The organism is Streptomyces asoensis (assembly GCF_013085465.1).
GTDB classification, from domain to species: domain Bacteria; phylum Actinomycetota; class Actinomycetes; order Streptomycetales; family Streptomycetaceae; genus Streptomyces; species Streptomyces cacaoi_A.
Genome location: NZ_CP049838.1, coordinates 246,906 through 264,223, shown reverse-complemented (window position 1 = coordinate 264,223; position 17,318 = coordinate 246,906). Strand labels below are relative to the sequence as shown.

Genomic DNA, 17,318 nt, shown 5'->3' with positions numbered 1-17,318 from the left:
AACTCCTTGACACCTTCCCAAAACACGAACCAGAGTCTAGTTCATGTTTTTATCCAGAGGCAGCACGCGCACGAAGCTCGGGCCGGATTTCCAGCGCCTCTTGGCCTCGGTGATCGTCTCCAGCCTCGGCGACGGGATGCGCTTCGTCGCTCTGCCCCTGCTCGCGGCTCAGCTCACCTCCGATCCTCGCCAGGTCACCTTCGTCTATGTGGCCGAACAACTGCCCCTGCTGCTGTTCGGCCTCCTCTCGGGCGCCATAGCGGACCGCTTCGACCGCCGTCGCATCCTGTGGGTCGTCGACGCTGTCCGAGCCGTGGTCGTCGGGGTGCTCGCCGTCGCAGTGGCAGTTCACGCGATGACGGTGCTTCTGCTGGCCGGCATCGGTTTCCTTCTCGGGCTTGGACAGACCCTCTACAACGGAGCCTGGTCAGGCATCGTGCCGACGCTGGTTGCCTCCCCGGACCTGACGCGCGCCAACGCCCGTCTGCAGTCCGGTTCTCTCATCACCGACACCCTCCTCGGCACCCCGCTGGGCGCGTTGCTCTTCGGTGTCTGCGCCATGCTTCCCTTCGCCGTCGATGCGGTGTCGTTCGCGGCCGCTGCCGTACTGGCCCTGACGCTGAGCGGCGACTTCCGTCCACGGCCGCAAGCCACACCAAACCCTTGGAGGAGGTTGCTCGACGACACGACTCAGGGGGTGCGCTGGCTCTGGCAGCAGCCGTTGCTCCGTCGCCTCTGCCTGACGTCTGGGATCACGAACCTTGTAGGTGGGGGCCTCATCGCCATTCTGGTGCTCTACGCCCGGCAGACCCTGGGCCTGACCAGTCTCGGATTCGCCCTGTTGGTCGCCTCCTTCGCGATCGGCGGCGTAGCGGGGGCGATGGCGACGCCTCGCCTGAGCGCCCGCTACGGACCCCCTCGAGTTCTGCGGCTGACTGCTGCGGTCACCGCAGGCACCGCAGTGGCTGCCGGCGCGGCCTCCTCGGGCCTCATCGCCGGCGCCTGCATCGCTGCGTACGGAGCGGCGAACCTGGCATGGAATGTGACCGCAGTGTCCCTCCGCCAGGCACTCGTCCCTGCTCACTTGCTGGGGCGGGTCGGCATGGCCTACCAGATGGTCATCGGCGGCGGAATCACGCTCGGCGCTGTTCTCGCGGGTCTTGAAGCCGACTCCTTCGGGCTTCGCGCCCCCTTCTACATCGGGGGCGCTCTGCTACTCGCCGCAAGCCTGATCAGCATGCGTCCCGCGAGCAACGACACTCCAACACCACGTGGCTCGACGGGATCAAGGGTTCGTACAGTTCGACGACGCACTGGAGATGCCCAAGCGACTGAGCCGGAGCGCGACCGATGAGCCGCATCGGGAGAGGCGTGCACCCTTGGCGGCCCAGTGCAGCGCGACGGACCGGCCGGTAACCGAGCTCCTGCCGGGCGGAGTGAGGCGTGAGCGCACCTATGACGGCCTCGGCCGCCTGACGAGAGAGACAGGCACGGGCGCGGAGGCAACGACAGCGACCCCCACCCTCGGCTACGATCTGACCGGCCGTCTGACCGCGATCGGCACCGCAGACGGCCTGACCCGCAGCACGGGCCGGAGTGTGGCAGCGGCTGCACGAGGTCCTGCTGGCCGAGCTGAATGCGGCTTCCCGGTTGGACTGGTCGAGGTGCGTGGTCGACTCCTCCCACGTCAGGGCGTTAGAAGGGGGATCCACACGGGCCCCTCGCCGGTCGACCGGGGCCGGGCCGGCTCGAAACACCATCTGATCACCGACGGGCACGGCACCCCGCTTGCGGTCCTGCTGACCGGGGGCAACCGCAACGACGTCACGCAGTTGCTGCCGCTGCTCGACGCGATCCCGCCGGTCCGCGGCCGGGTCGGACGTCCCCGCCGCAGGCCGGATTCTCTGTTCGCCGACCGAGGCTACGACCACGACATCTACCGCGACCAGGTCCGCGCCCGCGGCATCGTGTCCGCGATCGCCCGCCGCGGCACCCTGCACGGCACAGGACTGGGCACCTACCGCTGGGTCGTGGAGAGGAGTTTTGCGTGGCTGCACGGCTTCCGACGTCTGCGCATCCGATGGGAACGGCGAGCCGACATCCACGAAGCGTTCCTCAAACTCGCCTGCTGCCTCATCACCCACCGACAACTCAGCTCATTGTGTTAGCCGTTGTAAGAGGTCGTTTCTTATGGCGTGATCGGTCGCTGAACGGTGTCGGACGGATTCCTGTGAGGTTCCGTCAGTGGTGGTGCTGGTGAGCAGGGATGCCCGGGGGCTCGGCATCCTGAACCCAACTCCGGTCACCAGCGCACGTACCCCGTTGCGTGCGGGTCCCCTGCCCGAAACCGGTGCTAGTCAGACCGCTCGGGGGAATAGCTGCTCGACTGCGGTCACCACGGCGGCGCGGCGGGCCGCGGTGGAGGAGTCTGTGGCGTGCTCGGCCGCGGCTTCGGCGAGTTCGGGTTGGGCTGCCCAGGTAGTGGCGATCTGGTTGACCAGGGCGAGGACGTCGGCCGGGTCCCAGGCGGGACTGAGTTGCCCGGCCTGCTGAGCCTGGCGGAGCTGGTCGAGCTTGCGGGTGATGGTCGCCCGGGTGGGATCGGCTTCGGTGGCCGCGGCGTCAGCCAGTTCGAGGCGACCCCAGGTGATCAGGCGGTGATGGTCCGGGCGGGCGGTGAAGTAGTCGAACAGGCGGCCCGCGTAGCCGGGAAGGTCGGACGGGTCTATCTGGGTGGCTTCGGCGATGACGGAGAGCTCTCGCGCGGCGACATGGGCGTAGAGCGCTTCCTTGCTGCGGAAGTAGGCGTAGACCCGCTCCTTGCTGGTCCGGGCCAGTTTGGCGATGCGGTCGACGCGGGCGCCGGCGATGCCGTGGCGGGCGAACTCCTCCATGGCAGCGGCGAGGATCCGCTCACGCGTGGTGTCGCTGCTGCCAGAAGCAGCAGCGTGCACTGGTGCCTGGCCGGAGTCGGGGGAATGGGACATAACCCCAGGATAAAGCACCGAACGGTTTGGTTTGGCGTTGCAGAGCACCTGCGCGTAACGTTAAAACCGAACAGTTCGGTTCGACCCGTTCGGGGTGGGGCCGACAAGCACTGAGGAAGTGAACTCATGCAGCACCGCAACCTGGGCTCTCAGGGCCTGCGCGTCTCGGCGCTCGGTCTCGGCGTCATGGGCATGTCCATGGCCTACGGCACCTCGAACGATGACGAGGGCACCGCGACCATCCATCGTGCCCACGAACTCGGGATCGACTTCTTCGACACCGCCGAGCTGTACGGCGCCGGTACCGGCAGCAACGAGATCCTGCTGGGCAAAGCTGTCCGGGACTTCCGCGACGAGGTGGTCCTGGCCACCAAATTCGGCTTCGACATGACCTCCCAGCCGCTCGGTTCCGGCTTCAACAGCCGCCCCGAGAACATCCGCGAGGTCGCCGAAAACAGCCTGCGTCACCTGCAGACCGCCCACATCGACCTGTTCTACCAGCACATCTCCGACCCCAACGTCCCCGCCGAGGAAGTCGCGGGCGCCGTCGGTGAACTGATCACCGAGGGCAAGGTCAGGTACTTCGGCCTGAGCAACGTCGGCCCCCGGTACATCCGCCGAGCCCACGCCGTCACCCCGGTCTCCGCCCTCCAGTACGAGTACTCGCTCTTCGAGCGCGAGGTGCAGGAGGAGATCCTCCCCGTCCTGCGGGAGCTCGGCATCGGCCTGGTGCCCTACTCCCCGCTCGGCCGAGGCTTCCTGACCGGAGCGGTCAAGCCCGCGAGCGAATACCCCGCGGACGACATGCGCAGCTGGGACGAGCGCTGGCAGGGCGAGAACTACACCTACAACCTCCGCGCCACCGAACAGCTCAAGGAACTCGCCGCGGCCAAGGGCATCACCACCGCCCAACTCGCGCTGGCCTGGCTCCTCGCCCAGGGTCAGGACGTCGTGCCCATCCCCGGCACCCGCAGTGCCAAGCGTCTCGAGGAGAACGCCGGCGCGGACAGCGTCCAGCTCACCGACGCCGACCTGGCCCACATCACCGAGATCCTCCCCCACGGCTCGGCGGGCAGCCGCTACCCGGCCGCGACACTGTCCAGCTTCACCACCGACTGATCCCGCCGACGCCACAACGCCTCTCCACCGTTCATGTGGTGAGGCGCCGGTGGCAGATGAGAGCGGCGGCTATGCCGACGAGGGCGAGGAAGTGCTCGGGCTTGCGTTCGTAGCGCCGGTGCAGGCGACGGCATCCGCCAAGCCAGGAAACCGTACGTTCAACGACCAATCGATGACGGCCGAGCCGCTGCGAGGGCTCGATGCCCTTGCGTGCGATGCGGTGGCGTATGCCGCGGCTGCGGAGCCATCGTCGCAGGTGCTTGTGGTCGTAGCCCTTGTCCGCATGCAGTTTCGCCGGGCGTCTGCGTCGAGGTCCGCGGCGGGAGCGGATGGGCGGGATGCCGCGCACAAGCGGTTCCAGGGCCTGGCTGTCGTGCATGTTGGCTCCGGAGATGCCCAGCGCCAGCGGCAGTCCGTTCCGGTCGGTGAGCAGATGAATCTTCGATCCCGACTTGCCACGATCGGTCGGATTCGGTCCCGTCAGCATCTCCCTTTTACGGCACGGATGCTGACCGAATCGATTGCGCACCGGGACCAGTCCAGCTCACCCCGGGCACCGAGTTCATCCAGGACCACGCGGTGGAGCCGGGCCCAGACCCGGTCCTGGCTCCACTGTGTGAACCTCCGGTACACCGTCTGCCAGGCCGGACCGAACACAGGCGGGAGCTGCCGCCACGTACAACCGGAGGTAGCGACGAAGATGATCGCGGCCAGTGCCTCGCGGTCACCGGCTCGACGCCGGCCCCCGCCCTGCGGACGCTTCACCTCGGCGGGCGGCACCACCCGCTGGAACAGAGCCCACAACTCGTCCGGTGCCAACCGCTCAACCAGATTCGTCATGCCCGGTTCAACGCGCGATCGGGCCATAAGAAACGATGTCTTATTGTTGTGGCCCGCATATGGACGCTCCTCGGCTCGACCAGCCGCCGCACAGCCCACCAGCTCGCAGACAGTGATACCGCCCGTCGGGCTCGGCAGGACACTGAGGCCCGGCTGCGCGCCATCGCCCACGCCTACGCGGAGAGCACACCCCTGGTGTTGCGTCTCCTGGTCATTGAGGACCACTACACCCGAGGCATGGCCAGCTGGGATCTGTTCACTCCGGTGAGATCCGCCTACCGCGTGTCCCGCTGGATGCGTCTGACGGCCTACTACAGTTCCCCGCTGCCGCAGGCCGAGACCGTCCCCGGATCCTCGATGTGGGGGAACAGGTCCTGTCCGGGATCCCCTTCACCCCCGACATCGCCAGCGAGGGCAGACAGGGCGAGCTGACCCGCGCCGGGCACACCCTTACCTGGGACCTGCCAGGCTCCTTGGTTCCCGAGCCTGAGCAACCGGCTAACGCCTACCGGTTCCTGTGCGAGCCTTCGGCTGCGAGCGTGAGCGATATCCGGCGGCGGTACAACACGGTGTTCATGCTGAACCTGCCTCTTGAGGGCTACTGCCGGATCCCACGATGACGCAGCGGGTCCGATCCGGGGGGCATCACCTTCGAATCGAATAGGAGAGGTATCCCTCTTCTATTCTGGTGCCAAGGCCGCTGCGGTGAGGGCGCCCACTGCATTGCTGCTTCGGTGGTGCACGCCGGAGCAGTCGTACGCTCCTTGCGTCCTGGCCAACGGCCTTGCGCGCCTGTGGTCAGCCGTCCGTACGGATACCTTTGAAGGCGGGCCCAAGCCCGCGCCGCCGGCAACGCTGTGCGGAACGCCGCAGGCCCGGCACTTCCCCCACGACCGCCGTGCCTCCATCGTTGCCAAGCCCGAGCTGTCGGCGTGCATTGGTGGTGGCGGTCGTCACCGGCGAGAAGGGCGGCCGCGACGTCCGGCCCGAGCGCGGACAGTGCCCCGGCGAGGGTGTCTATCGCATCCAGGGCGTCGTCCGCGGCCGCCTGGCTCCAGCTCTCTGGCCCTGCGGAATCGGCGAGGTGGCAGGGCACTCTCGGCCGTCGTCTCGGCATAGTGCTCCACCCCGGGCATGGTTTCGGCGACAGTTTCACGCCCGTCCAACGAATCTCAGGTGGAAAAGATCACCAACTGGGCCCGAGTCGTCTGCTGACGTCAGCGGGCTCGGACGACCTCGATGACCGTGAAAATCCGCTGGAAGCTTGCCGTAGACCCTGCCGATCAGGCCGTGCTCAGCGAAGTCCTCGACGGCTGCGCGGCTGACGGCATGCCGGGTTCCGCGAGCAGGGATGCCATGGTCTTCAGGGTTTCGGGGGCGACCTGTGCCATCGCCGGCAGTGCCGCCTCCCAGGCACCGGAACTGAGCAGCTCGGCCAGCAGCGCGCGTCCCGTGTGCTCGTCCGGGGCGGCGCATGCGAGGTCGGCCAGAAGCGTGTCCCGCTGGTAGTGGTTGGTGACGGTTCTGGCGTGCTCGGCGGCCTCGGAGAGGTATGTGAGGCACAACTGGTGCTGACCGGTGTCGCCCAGCGTGCTGGCGATATGGGCGAGGGCTTCGGCCCGGGTGGCGGGATCCCGGATGTCCCGGGCGGCCTTGAGGGCCTGCGGCAGTTCGCCCTTCCTGATCAGGCTGTGGCTGGCGGTGGCGAGGGCGCTGGACCGCAGTTCCATGTCCGGGATTTTTGCGGCGAGTTCGGCGGCTCGGTCCGCCTTGTCCGATTCCGTCAGGGCAGTGGCGGCGGTGAAGAGGACATCCGCCCGGTCACCTACATGGCGGAGGGCGCGAGCCTCCTCGGCCGCCAGCGTCGCCCAGGCCACGGCGTGCCCGGTCTCTCCGGCGAGGGCGAGGGTGCACGCCGCGTGCGCCAGCGCGGCGGCGTGGAGTTCGGGATCGGCGTCGTCTGCCACGGAGTGGGCGTAGTCCATGGCGAGTTCCACGGCGTGGCCGACGTCTCCTGCCTGGATCAGTGCCTCGCAGACCTCAGCGATCAGCTGGGGGTCCGTCCAGGGCTTGGTGACGGACAGCGCGACGTCGATGGCGACGTGCGCCAGCTCGCATGAACCGTGGCGCTCTTTCCTCGGGCCGGCCAGCGACCGAACGACCCGTGCAAGGGCGAAGGCCTGGCTCAGCGGGTTGTCCTCGTCGAAGACCAGGAGCGCGGCGTCGGTCGTGATGCGGCAGGCACGCGGGAAGTCCGGGCGGGCCAGTGTCACGGCCACGCGTGCCAGGGCGTCCGCCTTGGATTCCGTGCCGGTCAGTGTCGCGGCGAGGTCCAGGGCCTCGCCGGTCCGCCCCGCCTCGGCGAGAGCCTGGACGACGCCAGCCAGCGCGTCGAGCGGGAGGCCGAAGTCCGAGCGGAAGTGCCGGACGACGTCTCCGGCGAGTTCGACGGCGTGCTCAAGGTCTCCCGACCGTGCGAGTGCCTGAGCGACCTGCGCCAGGGCCTCGGCCCTCAGGTCGGAGAAGACCGTGGGCGCGGCTTCGGCGGCCTCAGCCACCAGGCCGACCGCGATGGCCAGCTCTGCGGCCTGTGCGTGGGCGCCGGCGGCGAGCGCCAGGGCGGTGGACCGCGCCGCGGGATCTTTGAGCGATCGGGCCATGGGGACAGCACGCCGCAGCTGGCCCGCCTGGCGCAGGGCGGTGACGAGGTGGGCGAGGGTAAGGTCCGAGGGACGGGTATCGGTGAGGTCCCGGGCCAGACCACCGGCTTCCTCCGCTACCTCGGCGGCGCGGTGTGGTTCACCGGTACGGGCAAGCAGTCGGCCCGCCTCGGCCAGTGCGGCGATCGTGTGCTTCGCGGGGGTGAGGGAGCGGATGGTGCCAGCGGCTTCCCGGGCCAGTGCCGCAGCGAGGCGGGACTCCCGGGAGTCGGCCAACGCATGGCCTGCGGCCAGCAGCACGTGGGCTTTGCGGGCGGGATCGGACAGGCTTTGGGCGACCTGCGCCGCCGCCCAGGGGCTGCCTGACCGTGTCAGCACGTCGCAGGCGCACGCCAGCACGTCCGCTTGATGTCCTTGCTGGTCCTGCTCTCCCTGGTGCAGGGCGGTGGCGGCGGCCTCCAGCGCGAGCAGTGCGGCCTGCCGCGTGTGCTCCCTGACGCGGTCACGTGCCGGCGTGGACGCATCGGCGAGGGTCAGCGACGCCTTCGCCACCACCAGCAGGTGCTGGGCCGGCAGGGTGGCGCCGGTGACGCTGCGGGCGAGGTCAGCGGCTGCCCGGCACAGCTCGGCCGCGCGATCCGGCTCCATCGCGAGCGCCAGAACCTCGGCGACTCCAGCCAGGTGATCACAGCGTTGTCCCACGTCGTACGGGACATGGGCGAGCGCGGCCGCGGCCAGTTCGACGGCCCGTTCCGGGTGTCCCGCCCGTGCCATGATGGACGCGGCAGGTACCAGATGGTGGGGCTGGATGTCGCGGTGCAGGGTACGGGTGATGCGTGCCGCCAGCTCCGCCAGCGCTTCCACCCTGGCCGCCAGTTCCTTCGAGAAGGCATCGGCACCGCACAGGTCCTGTGCCTCCTCCAGGACCGTGCACGCCCGGGCCAGGGCGCTGACCTGCGACAGCGGCGAGTCATGCAGGACAGCGAAATCCTGGGACTGACGGCCGGGCTGGGTGATGGTCTCCGCGATGCCCACGGCCCGGCGCAGCAGACCGACGATGTCTCCCGCTCCCACCCGAGCCAGCATCCGGGCGGTGCGGACCAGCAGACACACGTGATCCTCCGCGCTCGACACGGTGATCGTCGTTGCTCGTGCGGCGGCGTCAAGCGCCACCTCCCGGGCCGCCGTGGTGTCGTGTGCCTCCAGCAGGGCTTCGCTGACCGCCATCAGCCGGTGGACTTGGTGCCGGGGATCGGGATGCGACTTGGCGAGAGCGACGGCCCGGCTGGTCTGCCCCAGGAAGGCCGAGAGGGTGACCAACTGGTCGGGAACGTCGACTGATCTGTGGCGGATCAGGTCGCGGCAGTACGCCAGTCGCACCGGCAACCTGAGATCGTGACATCCGGCGTCGCGGAGTAACCGGAAGGCGTTGTCGATCTCTGCGAGTGCCGTCGCGTCCGAGCCCGTCGCATGCCACAGCCTCTCGTGGCGCGCCATGTCGGAGGCCAGCTTGCCCAGGCGGTCCGCGTCGCCGAGCCGGCGCAGCAGGTGCGGGTAGCCGGACAGGGCGTACTCGGGCGTTTCGGCTGGCCAGCCCCTCGTCCGCCAGCCCTCGACGAAGTCGTGTATCCCCTGGCAGCACTTCGCGAGGACGGTGGGGGACAGGCTCGCGAAGGCACCCTCCTGGAGCTCTCGGTGGGCGAAGAAGTACGGGGCGTCCTCCGGGGAGCCATCCGCGCCGTGCCGGGCCCGGCGCCTGTGGAAGGAGCGGCCGATCGATCCCCCGAGCACCCGCAACACCTCGCGCGGCACCGCCTCCGTCAGGGCGGCGAGATCGCGGGCACCCAGGCCGCCACCTGCGGCGGCGAGGAGCCTGGTGACGTTCCGTCCCAGCTCCTCGCCGTCGCCGTCCTTCCTGCCGTCCAGCAGTGCTGACAGGCTCCGCTCGGCCTCCTGCCGGATGACCTGGGCCGCCGGTGAGGCCTCCAGGCGGTGAGTGATCGCGTCGCCGCGCAGCGGATGCGCGGCGGGCACGTCGATGGGCACCGGGGGATCGGGGCGTGCGGTCACGAGGATCCGCAGACCCGTGTAGGGATGGGCCGGCAGGAGTCCGGCGATGCTCTGGCCGCTGGTCCCGCTGGTGACCCCGGCGTCCTCGTCCAGACCGTCCACGACCAGCACGAGCCGTCGCCCGCGGCATACGGAGCGCTCCGCCGCGCGCTCCAGGGCTTTGAGAAACCGCGCCCGGGAGTCGCACTCAAGGCCGATGTCACCCAGGTGCTGACGCAGCTGGTCGCCCATGCTCCGCAGGAAGCCGTCACGGTCGGAGCGCTCCGGGTGGTCGTGGATGCTCACGAAGAACGACAGCACGTCCGCGTCCGAAGGGGGATGAAGGACGAACTCCGCCATGAGGGCCGTTTTGCCCGACCAGGCGGGTGCCAGCCAGCGCCAGTATCCAGGCGCGCTGCCCTCAGGAGCCGTGCTGAACGTGTGCAGCTGCGCCAGTTCCCGCTCCCGGCCCTGGAAACGCTCCGCCGCGAACTCCCGCACCACGAGGAGGTGACCGGACTCCGGGACGACGGGCCCGCCGTGGGCCGATTCCAGCACAGGGGCGTGGCCGGTGTGTCGTTGCAGGAGATCTGCGAACCCGTCCCGCGTGATGAACGTCCAGGCTGGCAGCGCGTACAGACGGCGGTTCTCGTGTTCGTGGTCGTCGCAGAACACCACGCCCACCAGCAGCCCTTGGCAGAACACCGCAGCCCCCGACACCCCGCCCCACTCTCGCTGCTTCCCGGGTCGGCGGCGGACTGCTGTGGCCTTCTGGTCCAGCACCGCGCCCCACTCCGGCCCGGTGCCCAGCGGCGGCAGTTCTCCCCTCAGCTGGTCGACACCGCGCTGTCCCTTCTCCAGTGGCGGGGCGTGCTCGGGAAACCCGAGACCCACGTAGCTCAGTGGTTCGTCACCGGAGGGCTTGCCCCAGCGCACGGCCCCCGGCACGTCGACCGGCTCCTCCAGCAGCAGCAGGGCGACGTCATCCCCCTCGTGCGGCAGCCACTCCACGGTCGCGGCGCGCTGCTCGACGGGTTCACGGGGGTGGCCGACGCGAACGACGATCCTTGCGAAGGGCATCCCACTGGCTCGGTCCATGACCACATGCCGGCAGGTCAGAACCAGAGCGGGGGCGACGAGGTAGCCCGATCCCAGGGAGGAGGGACGGTGCTTCCCGGCATGGCCGGCCCGGATGTCGGCCAACCTGTGCTCGTCCATGCGTCAGGACCCCGTCACCATCCGACGGAGCCGGATTCGCCGTCGGCGTTGACCGTCGCGTTCCGGTCGCCGAGAGCCTGGTCTTTGACCTTCAGCTTCAGTATCAGCTTGTGGGTGCGTGCGGAGGCGGAGGTCCCGCCCACTCCCACGGTGGCGAGTCCGAACGACAGCTTTCCCTCCGGCCGTACGTCAGAACGAAGTTCCAGGATGAGTTCCAGCTGCGCCTCCTCCACCTCGAAGGCGAACTGCTCCCGTATACCTGCCTCCTGTGCCTGGTACAACTCCTGTCGCAGCTCCTCGATCGCTGCGGCGAGCCCGATCTCCGACAACCGCCCCCCTGACGTTTCGGCGGTCCGACCCTCCGCCATATGTCCGTTAGATCAGTAGTGTGCCTTCTGGTGGGTGTCGGCCTCAGCCGAATCCCGACTTTGCTGTGGGTGCGATACGGCGGTCCACTTACTGATCGTTTCAGAATGCCGCCCTGCGGAGACGCTGGCGGCCCCATGGAACAGGCGGGGGCGGTGACGACCTCGGTGATGAGGACCTCGCCGTGGGCGTTGCAGCCGTCGGGCGGGTCGCCGCCGGAGTTCCAGTGGCGGAAGGCGTCACGGATGTAGTCGTCGCGGGACTCACCGGCGAGGGGCAGGGCGACGGGCTCCGCGGCCACCGCGTGCGCGGAGCCCGCCGTGAGTGGAGCGAGGATGGAACTTGATCAGGGTTTTCGCAGTTCAGCGGACGTGAGAGCGGCCTTCGTCTGATCCTGTGCTCCGTCACAGAGTGGATCAGCGGGAAGGCCGTGGTCGTGAGTCTGGAGCATCAGGGCGTCCTTCAGGATGCGTTCGCGGAAGTGTCACGCTTCCGGACGGAGTTGTACGCGTGTCTGACCGCGCGGGGCGACGCGCTGTTCGAGTTGTGCGACGCGTTGTTGTGCACGGACGGGCCGGTGCGGACGCTGGTCGACCTGGCACTCGCGCCGGAACACCGCCGCGGACACGGCGCCCTCTACGGGGGCCTCAACCAGGGGCGGATCGATGTGGCCCGGCTGCGCCGCGCGCTGGCCTCGATGCCGTTGCCGAGGACGGCGGATGGTCGGATCGTGCTGGCCGCAGACGTCTCGCCGTGGCTGCGGCCGGACGCCAACACCTGTGCTGACCGGGCCTTCTGCCACACGTTCGGCCGGGGTGAGGGCAAGCACCAGATGATTCCGGGCTGGCCGTACTCGATCGTGGCCGCGCTGGAGACCGGCCGAACGTCGTGGACGGCGGTGCTGGACGCGGTCCGCCTGGAGCCGGGTGCCGACGTCGCCGCGGTGACCACGGTCCAGCTCCGGGAGGTCGTCGAGCGGCTCGTCGCGGCTGGCCAGTGGAAGCCGGGCGATCCCGAGGTCCTGGTCGTGCTGGACGCCGGATACGACGCACCCCGCATCGCTCACCTGCTGAGCGACCTGCCCGTCGAGATCCTCGGCCGCCTGCGTTCCGACCGTGTCATGCGGCGGCCGACACCGCCGCGGGTCTATGACCCCAAGGGCGGCCGACCGCCTAAGCACGGCGGTGAGTTCGTCTTCGGCAACCCCGCCACCTGGGGCACCGAGCAGAGCGTGACGGTCACCGACACCCGCCTCTACGGAAAGGCGACCGCGCAGGCGTGGGACCGGCTGCACCCGCGGCTGACCCGGCGGGCGGCCTGGCTCGATCACCACGGACCGCTGCCCATCATCGAGGGAACCATCATGCGCCTGGTCGTGGAGAAACTGCCCAGCGGCGGGGTGAACAAGCCGGTCTGGCTGTGGTGGTCGGGCACTTCCGCCACCGCCGCAGAGGTGAACCGCTGCTGGCAGTCCTTCCTCCGTCGTTTCGACTTGGAGCACACGTTTCGCCTGTTCAAGCAGACACTTGGGTGGACCAAGCCCCGGCTCCGCAGCTCAGAGGCGGCCGACCGGTGGACGTGGCTGGTGATCGCTGCCTATGCCCAGCTCCGGCTCGCCCGGCCACTGGCCACCGACCTCCGGCGCCCCTGGGAAAAGCCGGCCGAGCCGAACAGGCTTACACCCGCCCGTGTTCGCAGGGGGTTCAGGAACCTGTGCACGAAGACCGGCTCTCCGGCCGGTGCACCGAAACCGTCTCGTCCCGGGCCCGGCCGGCCACCGGGGTCGAAGAACCGCCGACCAGCCACCCGTCATGACGTGGGCAGAGTCCTCGTGACCGGCGAGGCGCACACCCGACCCGCCCACCACAGGAAGGGCACCAAACCCCGTCGCACAAGCGGCACTGACACCGTTGGCAGAGCCCCGTAGTCTGCTCTGACCAGAACGGCGTGCTCTTGGCGGGGGACTCTTATGACACGCGGCGGCAGGTCCGGCACGGATATCGGCGGCGGCCACATAGGAGTAGGCATCACGATCATTGCCCTGGTCGTCACTGCCAGTTTCTCCGGCCCTGGCTGGACTTTGATCGTCGCGGGGTGCTTCACCGCCTGGTTCATCCTCGCGCTGGCCGTCATCCGTATCAGGGGCGGACGCGGCGGAGAAGCCGTTCGACGGGCTTACGTCGCCACTTTCGGCTGGGGCGACTACGTCACCCCTTGATGGGGTTAAACGACAAGCTTAGATCCGTCCGTGAGATCGTCGTGCTCGTGATCGAGTCTTGGGTGCTCAATGACGACAGCCCTATCCCCGTGTCGTCCGAGGTGGTGCCGGAGGCTCTTCGGTCGAGGGTCGACAGCGGTCAGCTTGAGACGTGGCTGACCAGTTCGTCCGGACGGTCGCTGGCCTTCGTGACGAATACCGAGCGCGCGATGGTGATGCTGCTCGAAGACGAGGGCGATCCCGGCGAGCATGCCGTGGACCCCGGGGCTCAGGGGTCGAGCGGCGGGTTCGTCCTCTCCAACGGACAGGACGACGAGTATCCGGATCAGGACACCGTCCCCATCTGTGAGGCGTTCAGGCTCGTGAAGCAGATCGTTGCCACGGGGTCCTGGCCGACGGACGCGCGCTGGGTGGTCGATCGCTGAGCGGGCTATCGCCGGGCCCAGATGAGGATGGCGGCGAGGTGGAGTGCGGCCTGGTAGGTGATGGCGAGCTTGTCCGTTCGCATGGCCAGGGCGCGCCACTGCTTGAGCCGGTTGATGCACCGTTCGACCGCGTTGCGCTGCTTGTACGCCTCGGCGTCGAAAGCGGGCGGTTGGCCGCCCGCACGGCCTCGCCGCAGACGGTGGCCGACCTGGTCGGACGGCTGGGGGATGACAGCGCGGATTCCGCGTCGGCGGAGGTGGTTCCGGATCGCGCGGGATGAGTACGCGCGGTCCGCCAAGACGGCATGGGGTCGGGTCCTCGGTCTTCCCGGTCCGCTCCGCGGAACACGGATTGCGGCCATGACGGTCTCGAAGGCCGGGGCTTCGCCCGCCTGGCCTGCGGTGATGCGGAGGGCTAAGGGCTGTGCACGGCTGTCGCTGGCGAGGTGGACCTTCGTGCTCAGGCCGCCTCGGGAGCGTCCGAGTGCGTGGTCGTCGGGTTCGGCCCGACCTGGAGCCCCTTTTTTTCCTGGCTCCGGCGGCGTGCTGGTGAGCTCGGCATACGGTGGAGTCCACCGACACGGTCCAGCCGATGTCGTCAGCGCCCTCGGCCGCTGTCAGAACCGCGGCAAGGATGCGTTCCCAGGTGCCGTCCACGGCCCACCTGATCAGGCGTTTGTGAGCAGTCTGGAACGAGCCGAGCTCGTCCGGCAGGTCCCGCCAGGGCGAGCAGGTGCGGTACTTCCACGCGATGGCCTCCAGGGTTCGGCGGTGATCGGCCCACCGCCGACCGCGGACCGGATCGGTCGGAATCAGCGGCTCTATCCGGTCCCACATCGCATCAGTGATCACTAACCGGACGGACACATCCGATCAACTGACCAACCGATCAAAGAGACACGCTCTAGGTTCTGTCTCTTTGGCTTCACTCGGTGAGACGGAGGTTGGTCTGTGGCTCGGTGTGGTTGACCGCGTGAGCCCCGATGGATGATGTTCCGCATGATGATGCGACCTCCTCGCCGAGGCATAGATCCTGTCGTGCCCCCGGTCGCGACGTCCTGGCGCCGCATCGACGCCTGGTTGTCCCGACACGCGTCGAAGGCTCTGGCAGACCTCAGGCCCCCGGCCTCGTGGCAGTGCATTCAGGAAGCCGAGGCACGCTTGGGGTTCCCGCTTCCTGCGGATCTCCGCGAGTCGCTGCGGTGCCACGACGGAGATACATCCCTGCTGGGTGTGCTCCCCTGCCGGAGGCTGTATTCGGTGTCGGAGATCATCGAGGTCCGCGAGATGCGGATGGAGATGTGGGAACCGGACGACCCGGACCAGGCGCAAACACCCTGGTGGGGAACGAAGTGGGTCCCCATCTCCGGAGGTGACGGAGACGACCACTTCATCGATGCCGGGGAAGGGATGTGGCGCAACCACCTCGGCGATGCTGTTCACGATGACCAGGGATGTTTTCTGGGGTGGCCCAGTCTGGGTTCATGGCTCCACGAAGTGGCGGAAGCCATGGAGCATCACGGCCAGTCGACCTGGTTCGGCGCGGTGACCGCCCCCAAGGTCGACAGCAGCGGAGACATCCACTGGTGGAACTGAGTCCTGCTCATTGATCACCTTCGCGCCCAGATGAGGATGCTCGCGAGGTGGAGTGCGGCTTGGTAGGCGATCGCGAGCTTGTCGGTTCGCATGGCCAGGCCGCGCCACTGCTTGAAGCGGTTGATGCATCGTTCGACTGTGTTGCGCTGCTTGTACGCGTCGGCGTCGAAAGCGGGCGGGCGGCCGCCGGCGCGGCCGCGCCGGAGACGGTGGCCGGCCTGGTCTCTGGGCTGAGGGATGACGGCACGTATGCCGCGCCGGCGAAGGTGGCTCCTGATCGCGCGGGATGAATAAGCGCGGTCGGCTAGGACGGCATCCGGCCGCGTCCTTGGTCTCCCGGGCCCACTTCGCGGAACGCGGATGCCGGCCATGACGGCCTCAAAGGCCGGTGCGTCACCTGCCTGCCCCGCGGTGACGCGGACGGCCAGCGGCCGCGCATGGCTGTCGCTGGCCAAGTGGACCTTCGTGCTCAAGCCGCCCCGGGAGCGTCCCAGCGCGTGGTCTTCGGGTTCGGCCCGACCTGACGCCCCCTTTTCCAAGCACCGGCAGCGTGCTGGTGGGCTCGGCAGACGGTGGAGTCCACCGACACGGTCCAGCCGATGTCGTCAACGTCATCGGCCGCTGCCAGGAGCGCGACGAAGATCCGTTCCCAGGTGCCGTCCACGGCCCACCTGAGCAGCCGTTTGTGAGCGGTCTGGAACGAGCCGAGCTCTTCTGGCAAGTCCCGCCAGGGTGAGCCGGTGCGGTACTTCCACACGATGGCTTCGAGGGTTCGGCGGTGGTCGGCCCACCGCCGTCCACGGGCCGGGTCTGCCGGCATCAGCGGCTCAATCCGGGCCCACACAGCATCAGTGATCACTAACCGGACAGACACATCCGATCAACTGACCAACCGATCAAAGAGACACGGCCTAGCCGCGCAACCCCGCTGGACGGGTAGCACTCTTGCCTGCGTCCCGGGCGTATTCGATAGCTGCGAGCTGCGACTTCCTGCCCACCTGCACCGCATCCGCTATCCCCTGTATTCAGAGGGGCGGCGGCCAGTTGGGTGGCCAGGTTGAACGGTGGGGGCGAGGCGCAGGCTCGGAAGTGTGCACGTTGCCTCATGGCACCCGTATTTCCGTAACCCGTACCGGCCCGCCTGATCCGGGCTGTCGCCGGGGAGTCGCTTGGCAAGGAAATCGAACAATCGATCTAATGCCGGTATGGACGGCACCGACTTCCCGAGCTTCTCTGGGGGAGTGAGGCTGTCGCAGTGGTGTGCACCTCGGGTTTGTGCAGCTCAGCCACTCGTGGTCGAACTCTAGCTAGTGCAACAGCTGTGGTGCTATCGCTGGTTGGAGTGTCTCTGAGGGCAACTGAGTGATCCACCGACGCCCTGTGGTCACAGACCAACTCCCTGCGCCTGGAGCTGCAGCCGCGCGGCATCGCCGTCACCGAACTGCACGTGGGATACGTGGACAAGGACCTCGCGGCTGGCGTAGAGGCGCCCAAGTCCGACCCGCGTGACGTCGCCTCCCTCGCACTCGACGGGGTCGAGACGGGCGCGTACAAGGTGCTCGCCGACGACATCTCGCGGCAGGTCAAGGCGGGCCCGGCCGGCGACTTCGATGATGAGTGCCCGGATGCCGTGGTCGCGGATCTCGTGGTCGAGAGACGCGGTGTAGCCCTCGATCGCCATCTTGAAGGCGGCACAGGCGGCCATGTAGGGCTGGGGCAGGAACCCGAGCACGGACGAGATGTTGATGATGCGCCCGCGTCGCTGGGCACGCATGTGCGGCAGGGCCTCGTTCACCATGCGCATGACCCCGAAGACGTTGGTGTCGAAGTCGGACCGGGC

12 protein-coding genes and 3 pseudogenes are annotated in these 17,318 nt (G+C 68.5%); 8 read left to right on the top strand and 7 right to left on the bottom strand.

Going from position 1 to position 17,318, the window contains the following annotated elements; all coding sequences use genetic code 11:
• Nucleotides 1–43: 43 nt before the first annotated feature.
• Both G9272_RS01265 and G9272_RS01255 read left to right on the top strand, forming a co-directional pair.
• The gene (locus G9272_RS01265; RefSeq protein ID WP_171394778.1) at nucleotides 44–1,354 is read left to right on the top strand and encodes an MFS transporter; all 1,311 of its coding nucleotides are present in this window, start codon (nucleotides 44–46) and stop codon (nucleotides 1,352–1,354) included.
• A 236-nt stretch (nucleotides 1,355–1,590) separates the two neighbouring features.
• Nucleotides 1,591–2,168 (top strand): annotated as a pseudogene (locus tag G9272_RS01255) (IS5 family transposase); the annotation flags it as partial.
• Nucleotides 2,169–2,357: 189 nt separating this feature from the next.
• On the opposite strand, the gene G9272_RS01250 reads toward G9272_RS01255, so the two are convergent.
• A complete protein-coding gene (locus tag G9272_RS01250; RefSeq protein ID WP_171394777.1) occupies nucleotides 2,358–2,987 on the bottom strand; it encodes a TetR family transcriptional regulator in 630 nt (209 codons plus the stop codon).
• 126 nt (nucleotides 2,988–3,113) lie between these two features.
• On the opposite strand from G9272_RS01250, the gene G9272_RS01245 reads away from it, so the two are divergent.
• Nucleotides 3,114–4,106 carry an aldo/keto reductase gene (locus G9272_RS01245; protein ID WP_171394776.1) on the top strand — a complete coding sequence of 331 codons (993 nt, stop codon included), beginning with the start codon at nucleotides 3,114–3,116 and terminating at the stop codon, nucleotides 4,104–4,106.
• Nucleotides 4,107–4,137: 31 nt separating this feature from the next.
• Here the strand turns inward: G9272_RS01245 and G9272_RS01240 are convergent.
• From G9272_RS01240 to G9272_RS01230, 3 genes are all read right to left on the bottom strand, one after another.
• Nucleotides 4,138–4,946, bottom strand: a protein-coding gene (locus G9272_RS01240) for an IS5 family transposase (RefSeq protein ID WP_171394775.1) whose coding sequence is annotated in 2 segments (ribosomal slippage) — nucleotides 4,138–4,590 and nucleotides 4,593–4,946 — 807 coding nt in all. Because the reading frame shifts where the segments join, the coding sequence is not laid out codon by codon here.
• Nucleotides 4,947–6,229: 1,283 nt separating this feature from the next.
• A complete protein-coding gene (locus tag G9272_RS01235) occupies nucleotides 6,230–10,873 on the bottom strand; it encodes a serine protease (protein ID WP_171394774.1) in 4,644 nt (1,547 codons plus the stop codon).
• A gap of 14 nt (nucleotides 10,874–10,887) precedes the next feature.
• On the bottom strand, nucleotides 10,888–11,202 hold the full coding sequence (locus G9272_RS01230) for a trypco2 family protein (protein WP_171394773.1): 315 nt from the start codon (nucleotides 11,200–11,202) through the stop codon (nucleotides 10,888–10,890).
• Nucleotides 11,203–11,675: 473 nt separating this feature from the next.
• On the opposite strand from G9272_RS01230, the gene G9272_RS01225 reads away from it, so the two are divergent.
• Genes G9272_RS01225 through G9272_RS01215 form a run of 3 tightly spaced genes read left to right on the top strand, consistent with a single transcriptional unit; the run spans nucleotide 11,676 to nucleotide 13,882 of the window.
• The gene (locus tag G9272_RS01225; protein ID WP_253267646.1) at nucleotides 11,676–13,166 is read left to right on the top strand and encodes an NF041680 family putative transposase; all 1,491 of its coding nucleotides are present in this window, start codon (nucleotides 11,676–11,678) and stop codon (nucleotides 13,164–13,166) included.
• Between the two features lie 42 nt (nucleotides 13,167–13,208).
• Nucleotides 13,209–13,457 carry a hypothetical protein gene (locus G9272_RS01220; RefSeq protein ID WP_171394771.1) on the top strand — a complete coding sequence of 83 codons (249 nt, stop codon included), beginning with the start codon at nucleotides 13,209–13,211 and terminating at the stop codon, nucleotides 13,455–13,457.
• A gap of 41 nt (nucleotides 13,458–13,498) precedes the next feature.
• Nucleotides 13,499–13,882, top strand: a complete 384-nt coding sequence (locus G9272_RS01215; RefSeq protein WP_253267645.1) for a hypothetical protein — start codon at nucleotides 13,499–13,501, stop codon at nucleotides 13,880–13,882.
• Nucleotides 13,883–13,887: 5 nt separating this feature from the next.
• Here G9272_RS01215 and G9272_RS01210 read toward each other — a convergent pair.
• Nucleotides 13,888–14,719, bottom strand: a protein-coding gene (locus tag G9272_RS01210; protein ID WP_437184358.1) for an IS5 family transposase whose coding sequence is annotated in 2 segments (ribosomal slippage) — nucleotides 13,888–14,409 and nucleotides 14,411–14,719 — 831 coding nt in all. Because the reading frame shifts where the segments join, the coding sequence is not laid out codon by codon here.
• Between the two features lie 150 nt (nucleotides 14,720–14,869).
• On the opposite strand from G9272_RS01210, the gene G9272_RS01205 reads away from it, so the two are divergent.
• Complete coding sequence (locus G9272_RS01205; RefSeq protein WP_367398533.1) at nucleotides 14,870–15,478, top strand: SMI1/KNR4 family protein; 609 nt, start codon at nucleotides 14,870–14,872, stop codon at nucleotides 15,476–15,478.
• A gap of 14 nt (nucleotides 15,479–15,492) precedes the next feature.
• On the opposite strand, the gene G9272_RS01200 is transcribed toward G9272_RS01205, so the two are convergent.
• Nucleotides 15,493–16,352 (bottom strand): IS5 family transposase gene (locus tag G9272_RS01200; protein WP_171394768.1). Its coding sequence is split into 2 segments (ribosomal slippage): nucleotides 15,493–16,001 and nucleotides 16,001–16,352, totalling 861 coding nucleotides; the frame shifts between segments, so codons are not numbered across the junction.
• Between the two features lie 492 nt (nucleotides 16,353–16,844).
• On the opposite strand from G9272_RS01200, the pseudogene G9272_RS44950 reads away from it, so the two are divergent.
• Nucleotides 16,845–17,084 (top strand): annotated as a pseudogene (locus tag G9272_RS44950) (short-chain dehydrogenase); the annotation flags it as partial.
• 60 nt (nucleotides 17,085–17,144) lie between these two features.
• On the opposite strand, the pseudogene G9272_RS44945 reads toward G9272_RS44950, so the two are convergent.
• Nucleotides 17,145–17,252 (bottom strand): annotated as a pseudogene (locus G9272_RS44945) (short-chain dehydrogenase/reductase); the annotation flags it as partial.
• Nucleotides 17,253–17,318: the final 66 nt, after the last annotated feature.